Source organism: Catonella sp., from assembly GCF_052169795.1.
In the GTDB taxonomy this organism is placed as follows: Bacteria; Bacillota; Clostridia; order Lachnospirales; family Lachnospiraceae; genus Catonella.
The window spans coordinates 1-19,755 of the sequence record NZ_JBQNBU010000040.1; the positions used below are offsets into that span (position 1 = coordinate 1).

General features: G+C 37.0%; 20 protein-coding genes and 1 pseudogene. 17 read left to right on the forward strand and 4 right to left on the reverse strand.

The window, feature by feature from the left end:
• The first annotated feature begins 292 nt into the window (after window positions 1-292).
• Genes ACTTKP_RS07290 through ACTTKP_RS07310 form a run of 5 tightly spaced genes read left to right on the forward strand, consistent with a single transcriptional unit; the run spans window position 293 to window position 4,020 of the window.
• A complete protein-coding gene (locus ACTTKP_RS07290; RefSeq protein WP_442553243.1) occupies window positions 293-1,018 on the forward strand; it encodes a hypothetical protein in 726 nt (241 codons plus the stop codon).
• Window positions 1,019-1,040: 22 nt separating this feature from the next.
• The gene (locus ACTTKP_RS07295) at window positions 1,041-1,679 is read left to right on the forward strand and encodes a hypothetical protein (protein ID WP_442553244.1); all 639 of its coding nucleotides are present in this window, start codon (window positions 1,041-1,043) and stop codon (window positions 1,677-1,679) included.
• Window positions 1,676-2,110 carry an RrF2 family transcriptional regulator gene (locus tag ACTTKP_RS07300; protein WP_442553245.1) on the forward strand — a complete coding sequence of 145 codons (435 nt, stop codon included), beginning with the start codon at window positions 1,676-1,678 and terminating at the stop codon, window positions 2,108-2,110. Before ACTTKP_RS07295 ends, ACTTKP_RS07300 begins: the two co-directional genes overlap by 4 nt.
• Window positions 2,111-2,144: 34 nt before the next feature.
• Window positions 2,145-3,179 (forward strand): M42 family metallopeptidase, encoded by a 1,035-nt coding sequence (locus ACTTKP_RS07305; RefSeq protein ID WP_442553246.1) that lies wholly within the window; start codon window positions 2,145-2,147, stop codon window positions 3,177-3,179.
• A 1-nt stretch (window position 3,180) separates the two neighbouring features.
• Window positions 3,181-4,020 carry an aldo/keto reductase gene (locus tag ACTTKP_RS07310; RefSeq protein WP_442553247.1) on the forward strand — a complete coding sequence of 280 codons (840 nt, stop codon included), beginning with the start codon at window positions 3,181-3,183 and terminating at the stop codon, window positions 4,018-4,020.
• Between the two features lie 9 nt (window positions 4,021-4,029).
• Here ACTTKP_RS07310 and ACTTKP_RS07315 read toward each other — a convergent pair whose 3' ends face one another.
• Window positions 4,030-4,779, reverse strand: a complete 750-nt coding sequence (locus tag ACTTKP_RS07315) for a spermidine synthase (protein ID WP_442553248.1) — start codon at window positions 4,777-4,779, stop codon at window positions 4,030-4,032.
• Window positions 4,754-5,479, reverse strand: a complete 726-nt coding sequence (locus ACTTKP_RS07320) for a DUF975 family protein (protein WP_442553249.1) — start codon at window positions 5,477-5,479, stop codon at window positions 4,754-4,756. Before ACTTKP_RS07320 ends, ACTTKP_RS07315 begins: the two co-directional genes overlap by 26 nt.
• Before the next feature lie 243 nt (window positions 5,480-5,722).
• Here ACTTKP_RS07320 and ACTTKP_RS07325 point away from each other — a divergent pair, with 243 nt between their 5' ends.
• Both ACTTKP_RS07325 and nth read left to right on the forward strand, forming a co-directional pair.
• Window positions 5,723-8,533 (forward strand): hypothetical protein, encoded by a 2,811-nt coding sequence (locus tag ACTTKP_RS07325; protein ID WP_442553250.1) that lies wholly within the window; start codon window positions 5,723-5,725, stop codon window positions 8,531-8,533.
• 189 nt (window positions 8,534-8,722) lie between these two features.
• Window positions 8,723-9,367, forward strand: coding sequence for an endonuclease III (nth, locus tag ACTTKP_RS07330; RefSeq protein WP_442553251.1), 645 nt, complete (start codon window positions 8,723-8,725; stop codon window positions 9,365-9,367).
• Window positions 9,368-9,458: 91 nt separating this feature from the next.
• On the opposite strand, the gene ACTTKP_RS07335 is transcribed toward nth, so the two are convergent.
• On the reverse strand, window positions 9,459-10,103 hold the full coding sequence (locus ACTTKP_RS07335) for a hypothetical protein (protein WP_442553252.1): 645 nt from the start codon (window positions 10,101-10,103) through the stop codon (window positions 9,459-9,461).
• Between the two features lie 252 nt (window positions 10,104-10,355).
• On the opposite strand from ACTTKP_RS07335, the gene ACTTKP_RS07340 reads away from it, so the two are divergent.
• The 8 genes from ACTTKP_RS07340 to ACTTKP_RS07375 all read left to right on the forward strand — a co-directional run bounded on the left by ACTTKP_RS07340 (window position 10,356) and on the right by ACTTKP_RS07375 (window position 18,402).
• Complete coding sequence (locus tag ACTTKP_RS07340) at window positions 10,356-11,846, forward strand: VanW family protein (RefSeq protein ID WP_442553253.1); 1,491 nt, start codon at window positions 10,356-10,358, stop codon at window positions 11,844-11,846.
• Complete coding sequence (locus ACTTKP_RS07345) at window positions 11,843-12,832, forward strand: hypothetical protein (RefSeq protein WP_442553254.1); 990 nt, start codon at window positions 11,843-11,845, stop codon at window positions 12,830-12,832. The genes ACTTKP_RS07340 and ACTTKP_RS07345 overlap by 4 nt, the downstream gene beginning before the upstream one ends.
• Window positions 12,833-12,910: 78 nt before the next feature.
• Complete coding sequence (locus ACTTKP_RS07350; protein WP_442553255.1) at window positions 12,911-13,411, forward strand: Lrp/AsnC family transcriptional regulator; 501 nt, start codon at window positions 12,911-12,913, stop codon at window positions 13,409-13,411.
• Complete coding sequence (locus ACTTKP_RS07355) at window positions 13,408-14,574, forward strand: pyridoxal phosphate-dependent aminotransferase (RefSeq protein ID WP_442553256.1); 1,167 nt, start codon at window positions 13,408-13,410, stop codon at window positions 14,572-14,574. The genes ACTTKP_RS07350 and ACTTKP_RS07355 overlap by 4 nt, the downstream gene beginning before the upstream one ends.
• A gap of 16 nt (window positions 14,575-14,590) precedes the next feature.
• Window positions 14,591-15,064, forward strand: a complete 474-nt coding sequence (locus ACTTKP_RS07360; RefSeq protein WP_442553257.1) for a chemotaxis protein CheX — start codon at window positions 14,591-14,593, stop codon at window positions 15,062-15,064.
• Window positions 15,064-15,561, forward strand: a complete 498-nt coding sequence (locus tag ACTTKP_RS07365) for a tRNA (cytidine(34)-2'-O)-methyltransferase (protein ID WP_442553262.1) — start codon at window positions 15,064-15,066, stop codon at window positions 15,559-15,561. The genes ACTTKP_RS07360 and ACTTKP_RS07365 overlap by 1 nt, the downstream gene beginning before the upstream one ends.
• 64 nt (window positions 15,562-15,625) lie before the next feature.
• Window positions 15,626-15,868 carry a DUF6465 family protein gene (locus ACTTKP_RS07370; RefSeq protein ID WP_442553258.1) on the forward strand — a complete coding sequence of 81 codons (243 nt, stop codon included), beginning with the start codon at window positions 15,626-15,628 and terminating at the stop codon, window positions 15,866-15,868.
• Between the two features lie 149 nt (window positions 15,869-16,017).
• Window positions 16,018-18,402: an endonuclease MutS2 gene (locus ACTTKP_RS07375; protein ID WP_442553259.1), complete on the forward strand. Its 2,385-nt coding sequence runs from the start codon at window positions 16,018-16,020 to the stop codon at window positions 18,400-18,402.
• A gap of 80 nt (window positions 18,403-18,482) precedes the next feature.
• Here the strand turns inward: ACTTKP_RS07375 and trmB are convergent, their stop codons facing one another.
• Entirely contained in the window at window positions 18,483-19,121 is a 639-nt protein-coding gene (trmB, locus tag ACTTKP_RS07380) for a tRNA (guanosine(46)-N7)-methyltransferase TrmB (protein ID WP_442553260.1), read from the reverse strand.
• A 228-nt stretch (window positions 19,122-19,349) separates the two neighbouring features.
• Between trmB and ACTTKP_RS07385 the strand changes: the two genes are divergently transcribed.
• Together ACTTKP_RS07385 and ACTTKP_RS07390 are read left to right on the forward strand one after the other, a co-directional pair.
• A complete protein-coding gene (locus ACTTKP_RS07385; protein WP_442553261.1) occupies window positions 19,350-19,610 on the forward strand; it encodes a type II toxin-antitoxin system RelB/DinJ family antitoxin in 261 nt (86 codons plus the stop codon).
• 4 nt (window positions 19,611-19,614) lie between these two features.
• Window positions 19,615-19,707: pseudogene (locus tag ACTTKP_RS07390) on the forward strand (type II toxin-antitoxin system YoeB family toxin); the annotation flags it as partial.
• Between the last annotated feature and the right edge of the window lie 48 nt (window positions 19,708-19,755).

Here is a 19,755-nt window from a genome sequence, read left to right on the forward strand (position 1 = left end):
CTCATATAGAGATGGACTTTTTTGCTTGTAAAACTCTTTTAAACATAGTATTATAATGATACAGGATTGCTTCGGCTTCACCTCTCGCAATCCTTGCAAAAATATTCGTAATCCGCTCATTTTTTTGCAAAAAATGGCTACTTACTCATATTTTTTGCGTGTCAAAAGATAATAAATTCTCTTGCAAGCAAGCCCCAATCGAATTTTTATACTTTTGACACTTGTATCATTATATAGGTATTAAAATATAGGATGTATTTAGATAATTCGTCCTGTAGGACTGGAGGAGAGTTTGCTGAGAAAAAGATTATTTTGCAATATTATAGCAGTTACAGCGGTGCTGATGTTAGTAGTTTCAGGCTGTGGGAAAAAAGCTGATAAGACCTCAGGTAGTGTGGCAAAGGAACAGAGTGCAGCATCGACAGTGAGTGAGCCAAGTATAGAAGTGCCTCCAATGAGCAGTAACGGTGTTATGTACGGGGTTGTAATTGCGGCTTCCGAGAAATCAATGACAGTTCAGAGCGACTTGGGTACCACGGTGAAATTTGCATTAAATGAAAAAGTTGATGTTAGCGGGGTAAAGGAAGGTATTGTATCCGGAGCTGCAGTTAGAATTGAATATGAAGGTAAGTTGGAGGGGAATTCTACCAAAAAGATAAAGATAAAACAGGTTGTGGATTCGGAAAAACTTCCTAAACTTGATAAGGCTGCACTTAGTATGGCAGGCTCTATAATTCTTGCAGTCAAAAGTGGGGATAAGAGAATGCTTGCAGGTCTTTGTGAGTATCCGTTGGTATTTGATACAGGCAAAGAAAAAAGGATTGGAGACGAACAGGAGTTTGTGGCAATAAAGCAGGAGGATGTATTTACAAGAAGACTTACAGATTCAGTCTCAAGAACAAATTTATTTGTTACAAATGCCTACAGTGACGGATTTTTACTTGGTCTGTCAAAGCCGAATATAGTTGTAAGCAATACTAAGGATGGCTACCTGATAACGGGTTTTCATTATAAATAGGTTAGAATAAGGGGAATAGCAGATGGATTTCACTTTAAAAGAATTGGGGAAGAAAGAGATTTTATCCTTGTACAGGAGGTTTCTTACAAAATTTTTTAATGGAAATGATGAGAGTTTTCTGATTTCAGAGGCGGCAGTAAGGTGGCTTATAGCAAGGGAACTATGTTGTTGCTATGGACTATATGATGATAAAAATCATCTTATTTGTTTCGGTTTTTTTATAAATGATAAACTTAAAAGAGTTATGCTTTTAGATTATTTTGTGGTCTTAAAAAAGTATAGAGGCTATAATTATCCGGAAATATTTTTTGGATTGTTAAGAGAGATGCTTGCAGAGGAAGCTAAGGAGAAAGATGTTAAAAGCCTGCCTTTTGGAATTTTTATCGAATTGATGGGAGTTGGAGCAGGTATTGATAAATTATTAAAAAAGCGGCAGCAGGAACTTGATTTTTACAGGAGTTTGGGAGCATATATGACAGATATTGTACCGGTTTTTGATGGTGACGAGTATAATATTATGTTTTTACCCATCAGTATCAGACTCTCAAGATCGGAGCTTAAAACAGAATTTTTAAATATTTATAAGGAAATTCTTCCGTCATTTAAGGATAAGAAAAAATATATAATTAGATTAACAGAGGAAGTGGATGGTCTGATATGAAAATTTCAACTAAGGGAAGATATGCGCTGCGTCTGATGGTGGACTTGGCAGAGCATAAAGACAGTGGTTTCATTGCACTGAAGGATATAGCTGCAAGACAGAATATTTCAAAAAAATATTTGGAACAGATTGTGCCTGTCTTAAATAGTGCAGGTCTGCTTACTGCAAATAGAGGTAATCGTGGAGGATACAAGCTGTCAAAAGAGCCTTCAGAGTATACAGTGGGAGAAATTTTAAGGACTACGGAGGGAAGTGTTGCTCCTGTTAGCTGTCTTGAAAAGGAGATTAATTATTGCGAAAGACAGAACTGCTGTCCGACACTCTTTATCTGGGAGGGACTTTATAAAACAGTAAATGAGTATTTGGACGGTATTACTGTTCAGGATATAATTAACAGAAGTTGCAATGAAGATAAAGCTTTAGATATATAAATGTGATATTGATGAAGTATAGGAGAATAGTGGGATGAGAAAGATGAATGAGGATGCATTTTTACGAGAGTTTCAGGACTTACTTGCGATTGATTCGACTACAGGACAGTTTAGAGAGATACATAATTATATAGCTAAGAGGATTAAAGAACTCGGATATGAATGTATTGAAACAAGGAAGGGTGGTGTTTTAGCCTGTCTTGGAGGAGAGGGTGAACCTTTAGTCATTACAGCACATCTTGATGATATAGGACTTATGGTACGCCACATTAAAAAAGATGGAACTCTTACAGTTTGTCCTGTAGGCGGACTTCATGCGGAGTCGGCTCTTGGGGAGAATATAAGGCTTCATACCCGAGATGGAAAAATAATTACAGGAGCTGTGCAGAGAGATAGGGCATCTGTTCATGTAACTCCTGATAAATATTTTGAAATAGCACCTAATTACGAGGAAAATATAGTAGTTATATTAGACGAAGATGTGAAGAGTGATGAAGATGTAAAAAACCTTGGTGTACAGGTGGGAGATATGATAGGGATTGAGCCTAGGTTTATGTATTCAAATGGCTATATAAAATCCAGATTCATAGATGATAAGGCTCAGGCTGCAATTCTAATAGAGCTGATGAAGGTTCTAAAAGAAGAAAAACTGAAATTAAACCGTAAGGTATATTTATATTTTGCCCTATATGAGGAAATAGGACATGGTACTTCCTGGCTTCCGTCTGATGTAGTGGATGTACTTGGAGTTGATATAGCCTGTGTAGGACCTGAACAGACTACCGATGAGAAAAAAGTAAGTATTTTCTGTAAGGACAGCCGTTTCCCATATCATTATGAGTTTAATGATGAACTGATAAAGGCGGCTAAGAGGGCAGGAGCAGACTATGTTCTTGATATATTTACACCTCATTATGGTTCGGATGGAGATACTTCTATAATTGCGGGGCATGACATTCGCCATGCCTGTGTAGGACCGGGTACAAGGGCTACACATGGCTATGAACGCTCACATATAGATGGAATGAATAATACTTATGCACTCATTCTTAGTTATATAACGGAGTAATATGGTACTTAGAAATGGAATAGAGATACCTGATACAGGTTTCGGTACTTGGAACATACCCTATGGTGAGGTTTGTGAAAGGGCTGTGTTTGAGGCTTTGAGAGCAGGATATAGGCACATAGATACTGCCGGAGCTTACGGCAACGAAAAAAGTGTTGGCATTGGTGTAAGAGAGGCTGTTAAAGAAGGAATTATAAAAGACAGGTCTGAGGTTTTTATAACAAGTAAGCTGTGGAATACGAACCGCAGTTATAATAAGGCATTTAAGGCTTTTAATAAATCTATGAGAAATTTGGACTTAGATTATATCGACCTCTACCTGATTCATTGGCCGGCAAATGCTAAACGCTATAAACATCCAAGGGAAGTAAATATTGATACTTGGAAGGCTCTATGCGAACTTTATGAGGAAGGTTTGGTAAAGGGAATAGGAGTGAGCAACTTCTTACCGCATCACATGGAAGAATTAAAAGAAACAACGAAAATTCTCCCCATGGTCAATCAGATAGAACTGCACATAGGATATATGCAGGAAGAAGTTGTGGAGTATAATAAGGCTAACGGAATAATAACAGAAGCCTACAGTCCGTTGGGGACAGGGACTTTGCTTGAAAATGAAACTTTGGTTAGGATGGCTGATAAATATAATATGAGTGTAGCAAAACTATGCCTCTCATTTTTAAGGCAGAGAGGCATAGTAGTACTTCCGAAAACAGTTTCTCCTTATAGAATGAGGGAGAATCTAAGTTATGTAAATCTTGAAGAAGAGGATATTAAAATACTTTTAAAAATGCCTTATATGGGAGGTCATGCACATAATCCCGATGAGGTTGAGTTCTAATGAGAGCTGTTATTGCAGAGGAGCATCAGATGCAAAAATAAGGCAGTTCTGCTTTTCATTTGCAGGAGTATCAAGGCGACATTTGAAAAACTTAGTATATTTAAAATGTTGTTTTATATAAGCGAGTACAGAAAAGAGAGGATAGGCTGCCTCTCCGGAGATGGCTGTAATTACATTAACAACATAGATACCATTAGGATTAAGGCATTTTTTTATTAATGAAACAGCTTCGAAAGTCATCAGTCCTTCGGCGGGAGAGTCTGAAATATAGGCATCATTGAAGATGGCATCGTAGGTATTTGAGGTAGTGGATATATATTCCCGTCCATCCATGATATATATTGTGAGCCTTTTATTTTCGTAAAGATTATAGTCATCAAAAAGTTCATCTAAATAAAAGTATTTGAAAGCAAGCTCTACCATGGAGCTGTCTATTTCTACTACATCAAGAGTTTTTTCGGGAAAATGGCTGATAAAGTATTTTGGATAAGAAAAGCCGGCACCTCCTATGAGAAGGCATTTTTTAAGGCTGTTATTGATATGAAAAACATCATTGAAACCTATTGAATATCTGAACACAAGGTCATTACGATACTCTTTTTTATTATAACTTGCAGATTCTCTGGCTCCATTTACAAGAAGAAGGCGGATAGATTCGCCTTCTTCTGTTTTATCTACAATTTCTAAATCATTATTTCCGTAACAGTTTGCAGAATATATCACTTTTCCATTATCAAATAAATGTTTGAAATTCATCATAATAACCACCGCCATAGTTAGGAGAACCGGTTTTAATAGCTAAATAAAGTTCTGCATTAGTAGTGTCTATATATGGGAACACATAAAAAATACCGGCAATATTAAAGGTAAATATTGAAAGCAACCACCATGGTATGAAACTTAAATCCAGTATGAAAGTATTTAGTTTGTGTCCGTCCATCATTTCTCTGGATAGGGTTATGGCCTCATCAGGATACATATCAGGATTATCAGCAAGTATATAAGGCACTAAACGGTATGAATACGACTTAATTATACCGGGGATACCTAAAAGCAATGACCAAAGGAAGAGGTAAATATCCTTTAAAAACATAGTTTTCATTATATTGGTATAGTTTGTCTTAAATGCATAAAGAAGAGGATTAAGTCCGGGTTTAGCATAATGGTTTTCTATAAAAAATCTTTGTACTCCAACTTTAATTGGATTTAAGACTAGTATAGAAATAATGATGCCTATAACTCCGGCAACTATAGAGAGTCCTACAACCATGTTGGCAAAGGAGAGGAGATCTTTTGACAGATGGCCTGAGGTAAGCGAGGAACTGACTTCCTTACCGGCAGATGAAGAGCTGAAGGCTCCGGAGATAAAGGCAAAAATCAGTGATACAATTAGCACGTTTACATAGTTCTTTTTAACAGCAGCCTTTGCGTTAGCTTTAAGTATTGCTCTTGTCCACATAGAATCCTCCTTAGAAAATTATAAGTACAATGATATAACAAATTGGTCAAATCTTCAAGAATTATTAGGATTATTTCTGAGATAATAAGGATTTTGAAGTATTCACACAATTATACTTGTTAGCCTTTTGAGAATAATAATCATTAACGATATTGACTTTAGCATAGTAAATTGATAGGATAAACAAGTGAGAAAGAGAATCATTATATGTAATTAGATTAAATATGTCTATTAGGAGGAAAGATGAAGAAGTTCAAGAAGAATTTAGCAACAGCTATGATAGCGGCAATGTCATTAAGTGTATTGCCTGCTCAGTGTTTTGGGGAAGTAACTCAGGCAGCAACTACAAAGAAGATAGCAGTAAAGAGGATTGAGGTTACAGTAAATACTAATAAGGGACTTAAGTCAGTCTTAAAGCAAAAAAATGTATATAAGATAGTATTAAATACAGTTTCAGCAAAGAATTTTAGAGTACCAAAAGGCAATTATAAAGATAAGATTCTTGTTATAAATTCATCAGATAAGTCAAAAGTATACATTCCAAAGGGAACAAAATTTAAGAAAATCATTTATTTAGGTGCAGTTAAAAATGCAAAACTTATAATAGATGAAACCGGTAATAAAATTGAGCTAGCTTCAAAAACGACTCTTAGTATAAGCGGAAAAGCAGCTTATGCGGATCTTATATACAGACCGGGTTCGGAAACGGCTAAGGTTACATCTAAGATAGATTTGGTAGTTACTAATTCTACAAAGAAGACAGTAAAGCTAACTGTTATGGGGAAAAAGATAAGTGTAAAACCGGGTGAAACATATGCAAATTCTGATTTAGAAATTGAAGATGATGAGACAGCACAGGGTGCAGCTGTATTTAATAAGAATGATGGAGATACTTCTGAGAATAGTGAAGATGTAAAAAACAATGATACAGGAAGCATATCGTCAAATACAGAAGGCACACAGTCTAATACAGAAAGCACATCATCTAACAGTGGAAGTACATCAGGCGGTGTAGGTTATTTGGGTGATAGCTATTATAGTAGGCCTTATTCACCAAGCGGTTTATCAGAAGAAGAAAAGGCAGCGAAGAAGGCAGAGGAAGAGAGAAAGGCAGAAGAGGAAAGACGGGCAGAAGAAGAGAGAAGAGCGGAAGAAGAAAGAAGGGCAGAAGAGGAAAGACGGGCAGAAGAAGAGAGAAGGGCAGAAGAGGAAAGACGGGCAGAAGAAGAAAGAAATGCAAAGGCTGCAGCAGTAGAAGAAGCAGAGAAAGCAGCAGCGGAGGCAGAGAAGGTATCAGATAAAGCTGATGATTTGGTTGATGAAATTGATGAAATTAGTGATGTAACAGATAGTGCATCTGAGGCAGCAGCTAGGGCAGAGGCAGAGGCGGATAAGGCTAGGGCAGCAGTTAATGCAGCTGAAAAAGCAGTAGAAGAAGCAAAGGCAGCAACTGATGCAGCTAAGGCAAAGGAACTGGCCTTGCTTGCAGTACAAAAAGAACAAGAAGCAAAAGAAGCAGCAAAGGCAGTAGAAGAGGCTGTAAACATAGTTAAAGAAGAAGCAAAAAGAAAGAAAGAAGCAGTAGATAAGGCAGCGGGATTTGTGACTAAAGCTACAGAAATGCTTAGTGAAGTATCGGGCTATGCAAAACTTGCAGCCGAAGCAGCTGAGGGAATTGACGAAGCTAAAGAAGTGGCAAAAGAAGCAGAAGAGGCTTTAGCAAAGGCAAAAGAGGCAGTAAATAAGGCTACAGAGGCTGCTAATTCAGCAAATAATGCAAGAAGTGTAGCAGATGCAGTAGCGGCGGCAGCAGATGCAGAACAAAATGCAAAAGCAGTAGAAGAAGCTGCTAAGGCGGCAAAGACTGCTATGGAAGAGGCAGAGGAAGCTAGGGATATAAAAGAGATAGAGACAGAAGATGAAGCCTATGTGAGAGAAAAAGAAGGAAAAAAAGCAGAAGAGGCAGTAGAAAAAGTAAAGCAGGCATTAGAAACTGCAAAAGAATATGTAACCAAAGCAGAAGAGGCAGCTAAACTGGCAGAAGAAAGCAAGGAAGTGGCAGAAAAAGAGGCAGGAGAAGCTAAAGAGGCTTATGAAACTGCAAAGGCAGCATTTGATAGTGTACAATCTGCTCTTGATGAAGCAAATAAGGCATATGAGACAGCAAAAAATACTGAAAATGTATATGATTTATTCAGAGCGGTAAAGGATGTTGTGGCAGCAGCAAAGAAGGCAGAAGCAAAGACAGCAGAAGCAAAAACCGCAATGGAGACTGCATTAGCGAAGAAGGCTGAGGTAGATAAGCTAAGAAGAGCAGCAGCAAAAAAAGCTATTGAAGCTGAGTTAACTAATAAGGAAGACGAAGTAAAAACTGCTATGGAAGGCTTAGATAAGGCTGTGGCTAATGTGAAAAAGATAGCTGAAGTAATAACACAAGCAGAAGTATATGCAAAAGAAGTCGATACTGCAAAAAATAAGGTTGATGAGAAACAAAGAGAATTAGAAAATCTGCGTGATGAAATTAAGAATAAACTGTCAGATGAAAATCAGTTTGATGAAGAGGCATTGAAGACAGCAGCCAACGATTTTACCAATAAGGCAAATGAAGTTAAGGAGGCAGCAGCTAAGGTATTGGCTATAAGAGATAGGGCAAGAGCATCAGTTCCTGATGAATCAGGAAAGAAGAACCTTAACTTGCCAAATCCAACTAGAAAAGATTATGGTGTGAGTGAGTTTGATAATTGCTTTGCATTTGGTATTAGCAAAACTATGGGGTATCAAGGTGCTATTGATTGGGTTAATAGTATAACCAATGTTTATTTTGATGGTATCCAATACAGACCTTCTGATAGTTTTCTTGAGAGAGGTACTAATTATTATAAAAAAACTAATTCTACTGTAAAATTATATAGGATTAGAGGCGGCAAAAATAAGAAAGTTAAGGTAATTATTGAGTCAAAGGACTACAAAACCTATACCTTTATTTTTGATAATAGTAAGTATGATATAGAAATTTTAAGTGCAGAAGAAACATATAAGGGTTTGCTTGATTAACTCAATAAATATGATGAGTTACGGAGTCCCTGCCACGAGGGTGGCAGGGACTCCGTTTTTATTATTATAGCTTTTATTCTGTTTAGTTCATTGAACTTTCTTACACAATGCTTTTTTAATTTAACCTAGACTATCCTCTAATAATATGCTATATTAGATTGTGCAAAATTAAATCTTGTGGGAGCATATATGAAAAAACTATCAAAAAAAGAAAAAGAGCGGATAGATGAGATTATTCGCCGTCTTATAGAAAAATATGGAGGGGAGAGCCGTACATATCTTGAGCATGAAAATGCATGGCAACTCTTATTTGCAACCATTTTAAGTGCACAGTGTACAGATGCGAGAGTTAATATAGTAACTAGAGAGTTATTTAAAAAATATAAAACACTGGAGGATTTTGCCGGGGCGGACTTAAGGGAGATGGAGAAGGATATACATTCTACCGGCTTTTATCACAACAAGGCAAAAAATATAATAGCTTGTGCAAGAATGCTGCTTAGCGAGTATGGCGGAGAAGTGCCTGAAGAACTTGAAAAGCTGATAGTACTTCCCGGAGTTGGTAGAAAAACGGCTAATGTTGTAAGAGGAAATATTTTTGATATACCGAGCATAGTTGTAGATACCCATGTTAAGCGAATATCTAAAAGACTCGGTATCACTACTACTGAAGACCCTGTAAAGGCAGAATTTGAACTGATGGAAGTACTGCCTGAGAGTGCATGGATAATTTGGAATTTGGATGTAATAGCCCTTGGCAGGGAGATATGTACCTCACGCTCACCAAAATGTGAGAGATGCTTTTTAGCAGATATATGTCCGTCAAGCAAGTGATTTCCACAAATTTGCTGTTCTGTATTGTAAAAAGCACATTAAATTCAGTAAAATCTACTATTGTATGTGAGTAAAGGTTGTTATAAAATTGTTAAACAGATGTGATTTGATTTATGATATTTTCCCTGCGCAGGTCATCAAAACAGCTACAGGATTCAACTAAGTCGCTGATGCCAAGTTCGTTGCCGTTATGACGGTATATTTTTGCAAGGTTTATAAAAATATCCTCTATATCACATTTACAGCTTACTCCATAAGAGAGAACCTGTTCAGCGGCAGTAAGTTCGCCTACTTCAAAAAGCAGACTGCCCCATTTGGCAAGCAGCCTTGAGAGTTTGGAGAAGTTTTCGTCATACTGTATTAATATCTGGAGGTTGGCAACACCGTACTGCATTTTGATATCGGTGTTACTGAGTCCGCTAAGATTTAGTATCTTTTTACTATTTAAGGCTATAATGCTCTTTTCGCAAGAGAGGATTTCATTTTTTACAGAGTTGTCCATTATATGTGAGGATTGGAAGGAAGTAATCCCTTCATAGTTTCCGATAAAGGGCAGTTTATCAATGGCTATAGTGATATAATCAAGGTTGGAGATGTCGGCTTTTCTTGTAAAATTTGACTGTCGTTCTCTTTCAAAGAATTCCGCATTGGATTTGGCTTCGATTTTTGAATTTTTGCCTGTTTCATATTTTATCCAAATGGCAAAAAGGATGACGAATATAAGGAAAATTGGCATATTTACCTCCATTTGCAAGTGCATGATTTTTAATAAAAATTTTATATTTCATAATTTTGACACTTTATAATTATATCATATTATAAGATAGGGGTCAAAATACTTTAATCAAATAATATCGGGAGAAGATTATGAATTTCAATAATAAGAAAAACCAAAAATTAGTTTCACGAATTATCATTATAATCGTTGTGGCATCAATGCTTATTCCTATGATTGCAAGTATGTTAGGAAATTGATAAGAGGTGGGAAATGAAGAGGAAGAAGTTATTAATTGCAGTCTATGTAACAGTTGCAGTTTTGATGGTGGTTACTATTGGACTGGGTATTACTGTTTCGGCACTTAGTGAAAAGCCTGATGGGGTAATATGTGAGGGCATAAGTGTAAATGGAATTGATATGGGAGGCAAGACTAAGGAAGAGGCAAAAAATCTCCTGTCTGACTATATAAATAGGATTAAAGAAAAGGAATTTAGGGTGTCTGTAACTGAAAATGGAGAAATACAGGGTTCAGAGTCCTTATCTTTTGCCAATTTGGGATTGAAGGCTAAAAGTGAGAAGATTGTTGAAGAGATTTCACTTATAGGTGAAACAGGTAATATAATTGAAAGATATAAAGCTATCAAGACTGCTAAGACTAATAGACCGGAGTATAATCTTGAATTTAAATATGATAAAAAGAAATTGGATAAGTTTGTAAGCGATATTGCTCAAAAGTATGATATTGCAGCAGAAAATGCAAGTCTTACAAGGGAAAATGGAAAGTTTATAGTAAGTGGAGGGAAGACAGGAAGAAACATTGATAAGAAGGCATCGTTAGCCCTTGCGAAAGAACGTTTTGAGGAATATATTAATTCACTTCCTGCATCGGTAGGAGATGAGATAGGAGCGGATTTCACACTTGTAAGCAAAAAGCCGAAGTATGATAAGGACGAACTTGCCAAAGTAACTGATTTACTGGGCTCATTTACTACCAAATACAACCCTGCAGGCGGAAGAGGGCAGAATGTAACCAACGGTTGCAAACTGATTAATGGTTCAGTTCTGATGCCGGGAGAAACACTTTCAGCCAATAAGAAGATGGAACCATATACAGTGCAGAACGGATATGGAATGGGAACTGCTTATGTAAACGGTAAAGTAGTACCGGATATGGGTGGTGGAATCTGCCAGGTATCATCAACCCTTTATAATGCAGTTTTATTTTCAGAGCTTGATGTAGTACAGAGGTTCAATCACTCCTTATCTGTAGATTATGTAGCTCTTGCAAGAGATGCTGCAATAGCAGGCACTTGGAAAGATTTTGTGTTTAAGAATACTTCAAAATATCCGGTATATGTAGAAGGAATAACCAGTGGTGGAAGTATTACTTTTAATGTGTATGGACATGAAACAAGGGATGTAGCTCATAGAAAGGTTGATTTTAGCAGTGTAGTACTTTCAAGAAAGAACGGAAGCAGGGCACAGCTTTACAAGATGGTCTATGTAGATGGGGTTTTAAAAGAAAAGAGCATAGTAAATACAAGTAATTATAAGCCTCATGAGTATGAAACTGCCGAAGCAAAGAAGAAAGCAGAGGAAGAAAAGAAAAAGAAGGAAGAGAAAAAGAAAAAGAAAAAGGAAAAGAAGGCCTCTGAAGATAAGAAAAAAATAGAAAAGAACAATAAAAATAAAAAAGAAACCCCTGTACCAAGTGATGATGATAAAGAAACAGATGATTCAGAAGAGGGAATAGAAGGATGATAGAGATTCCTGATTATATTTATACAAGAAGTGTAATAAAGCAATTGTATTTAAAGGAGGAGAGTAGGCGTTTATTCCAAAAAAATGCCTACTCTGTCTCTATAACCGGACAGAATGAGTCTGCATACACTGTAGAAGCAAGTGATGTAAAAACCTACAAGGGAAAGGTAACTCTTAAGGAAGCTGATTTTAACAACATTGCAAGGAAATTATTTTGTGCAGGAGGAAGTCTTGATGAAATCCGTGCAGAGATAGTCTTTTCAGGTGGATTTGATGAAGCTATGCTTAGAGAGTTTTCAGCATCCTTAAAGAAAACGGCAGATGCTCTGAGTGCTGAAATTAAAAGAGTTTCTGTGCATATAAAAGAGGGCAGTGAGGAAGAAATGACGGTTCTCCTATCCGGAAAAGGACAGCTAAAAAAGATATCAGATGCACCATGGCAGTGTCGGAAAATATTTGAAGGACAGGAGATAATCTTGACAGGAAGTCCGGGAAAGGCCGGAATGATAGAAATTGTAGCTAGAAATATGGAAATGCTGAAATCGGTTTTTTCTAAACTTTATCTGGAGAGAATGCAGACTAAGTCCGGAGACAGGCTTCCGTTTATAGAGATGGATGCTGTGCCTTTTTATAGGGCAACTGCAATGATTCCGCTTGAAGCAGGAGGACTGCTTGCAGGGCTTTGGAATCTTGGGGAAAGAGAAGAGGCAGGACTTAAGGTATATGCCGATAGGCTTTCCTTTGAGCAGGAGACGATAGAAATATGTAATTATTTTGACATTAATCCTTTGGAATTAAATTCAAAGGGGGCATATCTCATTGCTACAGACAGAGGTGAAGAACTGACTTATGTATTAAGAAAGGCAGGACTTACTGCTGTATGCATAGGAAATGTTACAAAAGAAAAGAAAAGAATTATAGTTTTTGAAGATGAGGAAAGGTTCATAGAATCTCCGAGGTATATTTGTGCAAATAAATTGAATTAATTTGGATTAATTTGCACTTGTTGAAATGAGTAAGTTATAGTATTATAGTAGTATAATAGGCATTAAGAGGAAGTGTATATGGAAAACAAAAAATTAAGGCAGGAAATACTGAAGGCTATAGAAAAGAACAGTAAGTTATCAGCAAATGACTTGGGGGCTATGCTGGGTATTTCTCCTGAGCAGGTAAGTGTCGAAATTAAAGCACTTGAGGCAGAGAGAATAATTTGTGGCTATCCTACATTTGTAGACTGGGATAAAATAGATGACACTGAAACAGTTACCGCTCTTATAGAGGTAAAGGTTGCTCCTAAAAGGGATGAGGGCTTTGACTTTATGGCAAAGCGTATATATAGATTTGAAGAGGTATCTTATGTTTACCTTATGTCTGCTGATTATGACCTTATGGTTATAGTTGAAGGAAAGAGCATGAGGGAGGTAGCTAAGTTTGTACATAGCAAGTTGTCTCCTCTTGAGTCGGTTATAAGTACAGAAACCCATTTTGTATTAAAGAAGTACAAGGAGCATGGCATGAGCTATGTTGAAGAAGAAAAAGATGAAAGGGAGTTAATTACACCTTGAGGGAAATATTAAATAATGCAATACAGGATATAAAACCTTCCGGAATAAGAAAATTTTTTGATATAGTAAGTGAGATGAAAGATGCTATTTCCCTTGGAGTAGGTGAGCCGGATTTTCAGACACCATGGCATATAAGAGAAGAGGGAATATATTCCTTAGAAAGAGGCAAAACTCATTATACCTCAAATACAGGACTTAAAGAGCTGAAAGAAAATATTTCTGAGTATGTAAAAAGAAAATACAATTTAGACTATGATGCTAAAGATGAGGTTATAGTTACTGTAGGAGGAAGTGAGGCAATCGACATAGCACTTAGAACAATACTTGATCCGGGTGATGAAGTTCTGATACCTGAGCCTTGTTATGTATCTTATCTGCCTTGTACCCATCTTGCGGGGGGTAAGCCTGTATCCATACCTCTTAAGGCTGAAAATGAATTTAAGCTTACAAGGGAAGAGCTTGAGGCTTATTACACGGACAAGACCAAGGTCTTAATAATGCCGTTTCCAAACAATCCAACCGGAGCTATTATGACAGAAGAGGAGCTTCGTCCTATAGTGGATTTTGTCATAGAAAAAGATATATTTGTGATTTCTGATGAGATATATGCAGAGCTTACTTACAAAGGAAAGCATGTATCCATAGCTGCCTTTCCGGGGATGAAGGAGAGGACAGTATACATAAACGGTTTTTCAAAGGCTTTTGCTATGACAGGCTGGCGTATGGGATATGCGGCAGGGTCTAAGAGAGTTATAAGCCAGATGCTAAAGATTCATCAGTTTGCAATTATGTGTGCCCCTACCACAAGTCAGTATGCTGCCATTGAAGCACTTAAAAACGGAGATGCTGATGTAGATAATATGCGTGAGGCATATAATCAACGCAGAAGATTCCTTATGACGGAACTTAAACGAATTGGTATTGAATGCTTTGAGCCTTTCGGAGCATTTTATATCTTTCCTTGTATAAAAGATTTTAATATGACCAGTGAGGAATTTGCTACAAAACTGTTAGAAGAAGAGAAGCTGGCGGTAGTTCCGGGAACAGCTTTTGGAGAATGTGGAGAAGGTTTTATAAGAATTTCGTATGCGTACTCTATTGACAACTTAAGAGTTGCAATGTCAAGAATAGAAAGTTTTGCAAAGAGACATCTGAAAAAATAATATTGGAGGTAGTAATATGGCAGGACTCAGTGTTGAATACATCAATCCCTTTCTTGCGGCCGCTACGACTATACTTAAGCAGACTTGTATGATTGACACTGCTATCGGCAGGCCGGGGCTTAAGGACATGAAGTTTTCGCATGATTCACTTATAATAATAATAGGAATTACAGGCGATGTAAGAGGACAGGTCATCATAGAATTTACTAATCCTGTGGCCTGCGATATAGCAGGTAAGATGATGATGCAGGGGCCTTTGCCGGAGCTTGGAGAAATTGGACATAGTGCAATATGTGAGCTTGGAAATATGGTTCTTGGAAATGCGGCAACATTATTTTCGAGCCAGGGTATAGGGATAGATATTACTCCACCTACGGTAGGAAGCGGAGATATGACTTTCAGCACTGCATTTACTAAGAACTTATGCATACCGCTCTCGTATGAAGACAGTAAATGTATTAATTTTAACATAGCCATTACCAGTGATTGATTATGAATATAGTTTTGCATGAGCCTGAGATACCTGCAAATACAGGCAATATAGGTCGTACCTGCGTCGCTACCGGAACCTCACTACATCTGATTAAGCCTCTTGGGTTTGATATATCGGATAAGCAGGTACGTAGGGCAGGAATGGACTACTGGAAAGACTTAGATTTATATGTATATGAAAATTTTAGTGAGTTTATGGCAAGGAACCCCGGTGCAAGGATTTATATGGCTACAACTAAGGCTAAAAAAGCATATACAGAAGTGGAATATAATGAAGATGATTTCATAATGTTTGGTAAAGAGAGTGCAGGAATTCCGGAAGAGATTTTAATAAAATATGAAGATACTTCGGTAAGGATACCTATGATTGGAGAAATAAGGTCTTTAAATCTCTCTAATTCAGTTGCGATTATGCTATATGAGGCACTAAGGCAGCAGGATTTTGAGGGAATGAAACTGAAAGGAGATTTGCACAGGCTTAAATGGAGTCATTAAGTCGGTTGTAAGACATTTGTCTTTCAATATAGTAACTATAGTTAATGTAATGATAGGAGGAAGTATGACTGTAAACAAAGATGTAAAGAATGCGGCAGCTATGGGGATTGACCTTGAGACTTATTTTGAATTTAACGGCATACAGATAAATTCGGATGAGATGATCGAGAGAACAAAGGAAGCATACCTTGCAGAGGGTGGAAAGCTTGAAGATGTTAAGTCTGTAAAGGTTTACATCAATGCTAATGAACGCAGAGCTTATTATGTAATAAATGGGCAGGCAGAAAGTAAGTTTATTGAGTTCTAGAGAGATTGTTTAACCTTAGGGAACTGCCGTATTGGCAGTTCCTTTTTATGTGGATTATGCATTTTAGAAAAACTAAATAGTTTAAGTACTGTATATATTTTTTGGGGAAAGTAATGCAGTTGAAATAACTTAGTATAAAAGGGAAATATATGAATAAAAAAGTATTACATACATTAGAGTTTGATAAGATTTTAACGAGGTTATCTGAACTTGCCTCTTCATATAAGGCAAAGGAGACCGTCTTAGGACTTGTTCCTATGACGGATATAGAGGAGATAAATAAGGCACAGAAAGAAACTGCTGATGCACTTGCAAGGCTATATCAGTCAGGTCATATCTCATTTTCCGGACTTACTGAGATAGGAGATTCTTTAATAAGGCTTGAAGTGGGTTCTACCCTTGGCATGGGAGAGCTGATAAATATAAGTAAGACTCTTGATGTGGCACTGCGTGTGAAAAACTTTGGAGCTAAAAGGGATAGTTCATTAGAAGCTGACAGCCTTTCTGAAAGGCTTGAGCTGCTTGCACCTCTTTCACCTTACAATAATGAAATTAAGCGTTGTATCATTTCTGAAGAGGATATGGCAGATGATGCAAGTCCCGGACTTAAAAATGTAAGAAGAAAGATAGAGTTTACCAATGCTAAAATTAGGGAACAGCTTGACAGTCTTGTAAATTCAGCTTCTGAAAAAGGACTTTTACAGAGTAACAAGGTAACTATGCGAAACGGCAGATATTGCCTTCCTGTTAAGAATGAGCATAGAACTAAGGTAGACGGACTTATTCATGATCAGTCTTCCACCGGTTCGACAGTATTTGTAGAGCCTGCAGTAGTAGTTAAATATAATAATGAATTAAGTGAATTAATTATAGAGGAAGCTAAGGAAATAGAAAAGGTGCTTGCAAGTCTTTCAAATGAGGCAGCAGGGTATTTGGATGAACTTAGATATGATGTAGGTGTACTTCCTGAACTTGACTTCATCTTTGCCAAGGCAGAGCTTGCAAAGGAAATGAGTGCAACTGAGCCGGTATTTAATCTTGACAGGAGAATAAATATCAAAAAGGGCAGACATCCACTGATAGATAAGAAAAAGGTTGTACCTATAGATATTAATCTTGGAAAAGACTTTGAACTCCTTGTAATTACAGGACCTAATACTGGCGGTAAGACGGTTTCGCTTAAGACAGTAGGACTTATTACCCTTATGGGACAGGCAGGACTTCATATACCGGCTTTCGATAAGTCTGAGCTTGGTATATTTAGTGAAATATATGCGGATATTGGAGATGAGCAGAGTATAGAGCAAAGTCTTTCTACATTTTCATCTCATATGGTAAATATCGTAAGCATTTTAAAAGAGGCGGACAGGGAGAGCCTTGTGCTTTTTGATGAGCTTGGGGCAGGAACTGACCCTACAGAGGGTGCTGCTCTGGCGATGGCTATACTTGCAAATCTTCAGGCAAGAGATGCAAGGGTCATGGCAACTACTCATTATAGTGAGCTTAAGGTATATGCTCTTACAACAAAGGGAGTTGTAAACGCAAGCCTTGAGTTTAATATAGAAACTCTCATGCCTACATATCGCATTCTTATAGGAATACCGGGCAAGAGTAATGCTTTTGCTATTTCAAAAAAACTTGGTCTGTCGGATGAAATTATAGAGGATGCAACCAATAGAATAGATACAAATGACAAACGATTTGAAGATGTAATAGCAGAACTAAACAGAAGCAGGCAGTTCATTGAGGAAGAAGAAGAGAGGATAAAGAAGAGAAGGGCTGAGATAGAAAAAGAAAAACAGGCTCTTGAAACAGATGTAGAAAAACTTGCCGAAAGGAAAGAAAGTCTGCTTGCAGATGCTAAGCGAGAGGCGAATAAGATACTCTCCGAGGCTAAGGAAATGGCTGATGCATCCATTAAAAAGTACAATAAATGGGGGCTTGGCGGTGCTACTGCAAGAGAGATGGAAGAAGAGAGAACAAAACTTCGTGAAAAGATTAACGAAGTGACAAAGAGCAATGGCATAAGAGCTAAGGAAAGCCAGCGAAATAGGGTAGGAAATAAGCAGTTACACATAGGAGATATGGTGCTTGTGATTTCTATGGGAATAAAAGGAACTGTAAGTACTCTGCCTGATGCGAAGGGAAATCTCACAGTCACAATGGGCATAATGAAGTCAAATGTAAATGTAAAGGATTTGGCTTTTGTAGAAGAGGATAACTCTGTAAAGATAATTAAAGATAAGTCTTCTACCGGTAAGGGCAGTATAGGCATGAGTAAGAGTTTCAGTGTGAGCATAGAGAAGAATATTGTAGGACTCCGCTATGAGGATGCAAGGGCAGAACTCATCAAGTATATGGATGATGCTTATCTTGCCCATCTCCCACAGGTAAGAATAATTCATGGCAGAGGTACAGGGGCATTAAGAGGACTTGTACATGATTATCTTAAGAAGTGTAAATATGTAAAGAGTTTTAGAGATGGAGAGTATAATGAGGGTGGAACCGGAGCTACGGTGGTGATATTTAAGTAGAATATAGACTAGGTATTCTACAATAGTAGTAGAATAGCTGTCACAGGGAAATTAGATTATTTCGATGTGACAGCTTCTTTTTATCGTCTTATAAACACAACTCTTTTTATAGGATTACCCTTTGCAGAAAATCTTTCTTCATACTCTGTCATTATATTACCCTCATTCCACTCGCTGTTATGAAGGTCATAGGAAACTTCGGTAGCTTTAAAATTTGTAGCTTCTACTTCTTCTAAAGAAAAATCAAAGAGGCTTGCATTATCGGTCTTAAACCGGATTTTACCATCAGACTTTAAGAGCTTTTCATATCGTGCAAAAAACTGTCTTGAAGTAAGCCTCCTCTTTGCGTGTCTGTCTTTTGGCCAAGGGTCGGAAAAGTTAAGATAAATACCATCCACTTCATTTTCATCAAAAACATCATTAATATCTTCTGCATCCATGCGGATGAATTTAAGATTTGGAAGTTCAAGTTCATTTTGCTTATCTAAAGCCCTTACAAGCACACTTGAGTATTTTTCAATCCCTATATAATTTATTTCAGGATTAAGCTTTGCAAGTGTGGTTATAAACTGTCCTTTTCCCATGCCTATTTCTATAAAAAGAGGCTGCTTAGCAGGAAAAAATGAGGAAATTTCTCCTTTATGTTTTTCAGCTTCCTGTATAACAAATTCGCTGTTAGCTATATCTTCTCTTGAACCGGGTACATTTCTTAATCTCATACAGACCTCACATAAACTTATTTTATTTCTTATTGCTAAAGAGTTTTTACAACAAATAAGCATGAATGTCAAGGAAGAAAATTTTATCTTATCATTTATGCTATAAAAATGATAAGATAAATGATATAATAAAATTAGTAACAAGTAATACTGCTTTACTTTGTAAACAAATTTGTTGACAAAGTATATGAAATTGTTTATAATTTCATTAAGAAGGGAGTTGATAATATGGCACAGACAAGCATAAATATACGTATGGACGAAGAATTAAAGAAACAGTTTGATGCATTTTGCAGTGAAATAGGAATGAACATGACGACTGCATTTTGTGTATTTGCAAAAAAAGCTGTTAGAGAGAGGAGAATACCTTTTGAAATTTCTGCTGATCCTTTTTATTCAGAGGAGAACATGACAAGGCTTAGAGAGTCTATAAGGAAGGTTGAAGCAGGAGAAAAATCGTTAACAGAGCATGAACTGATTGAGGTATAAGTTTATGCAAAAAATATGGAGTGATGAAGCTTGGGAAGATTACCTGTATTGGCAGATGCAGGATAAAAAGACGCTGAAAAAAATAAATAGATTGCTTAATTGCTTTATATTTTGATATAATTAATGAAAGATTTAAGGTTGTAAT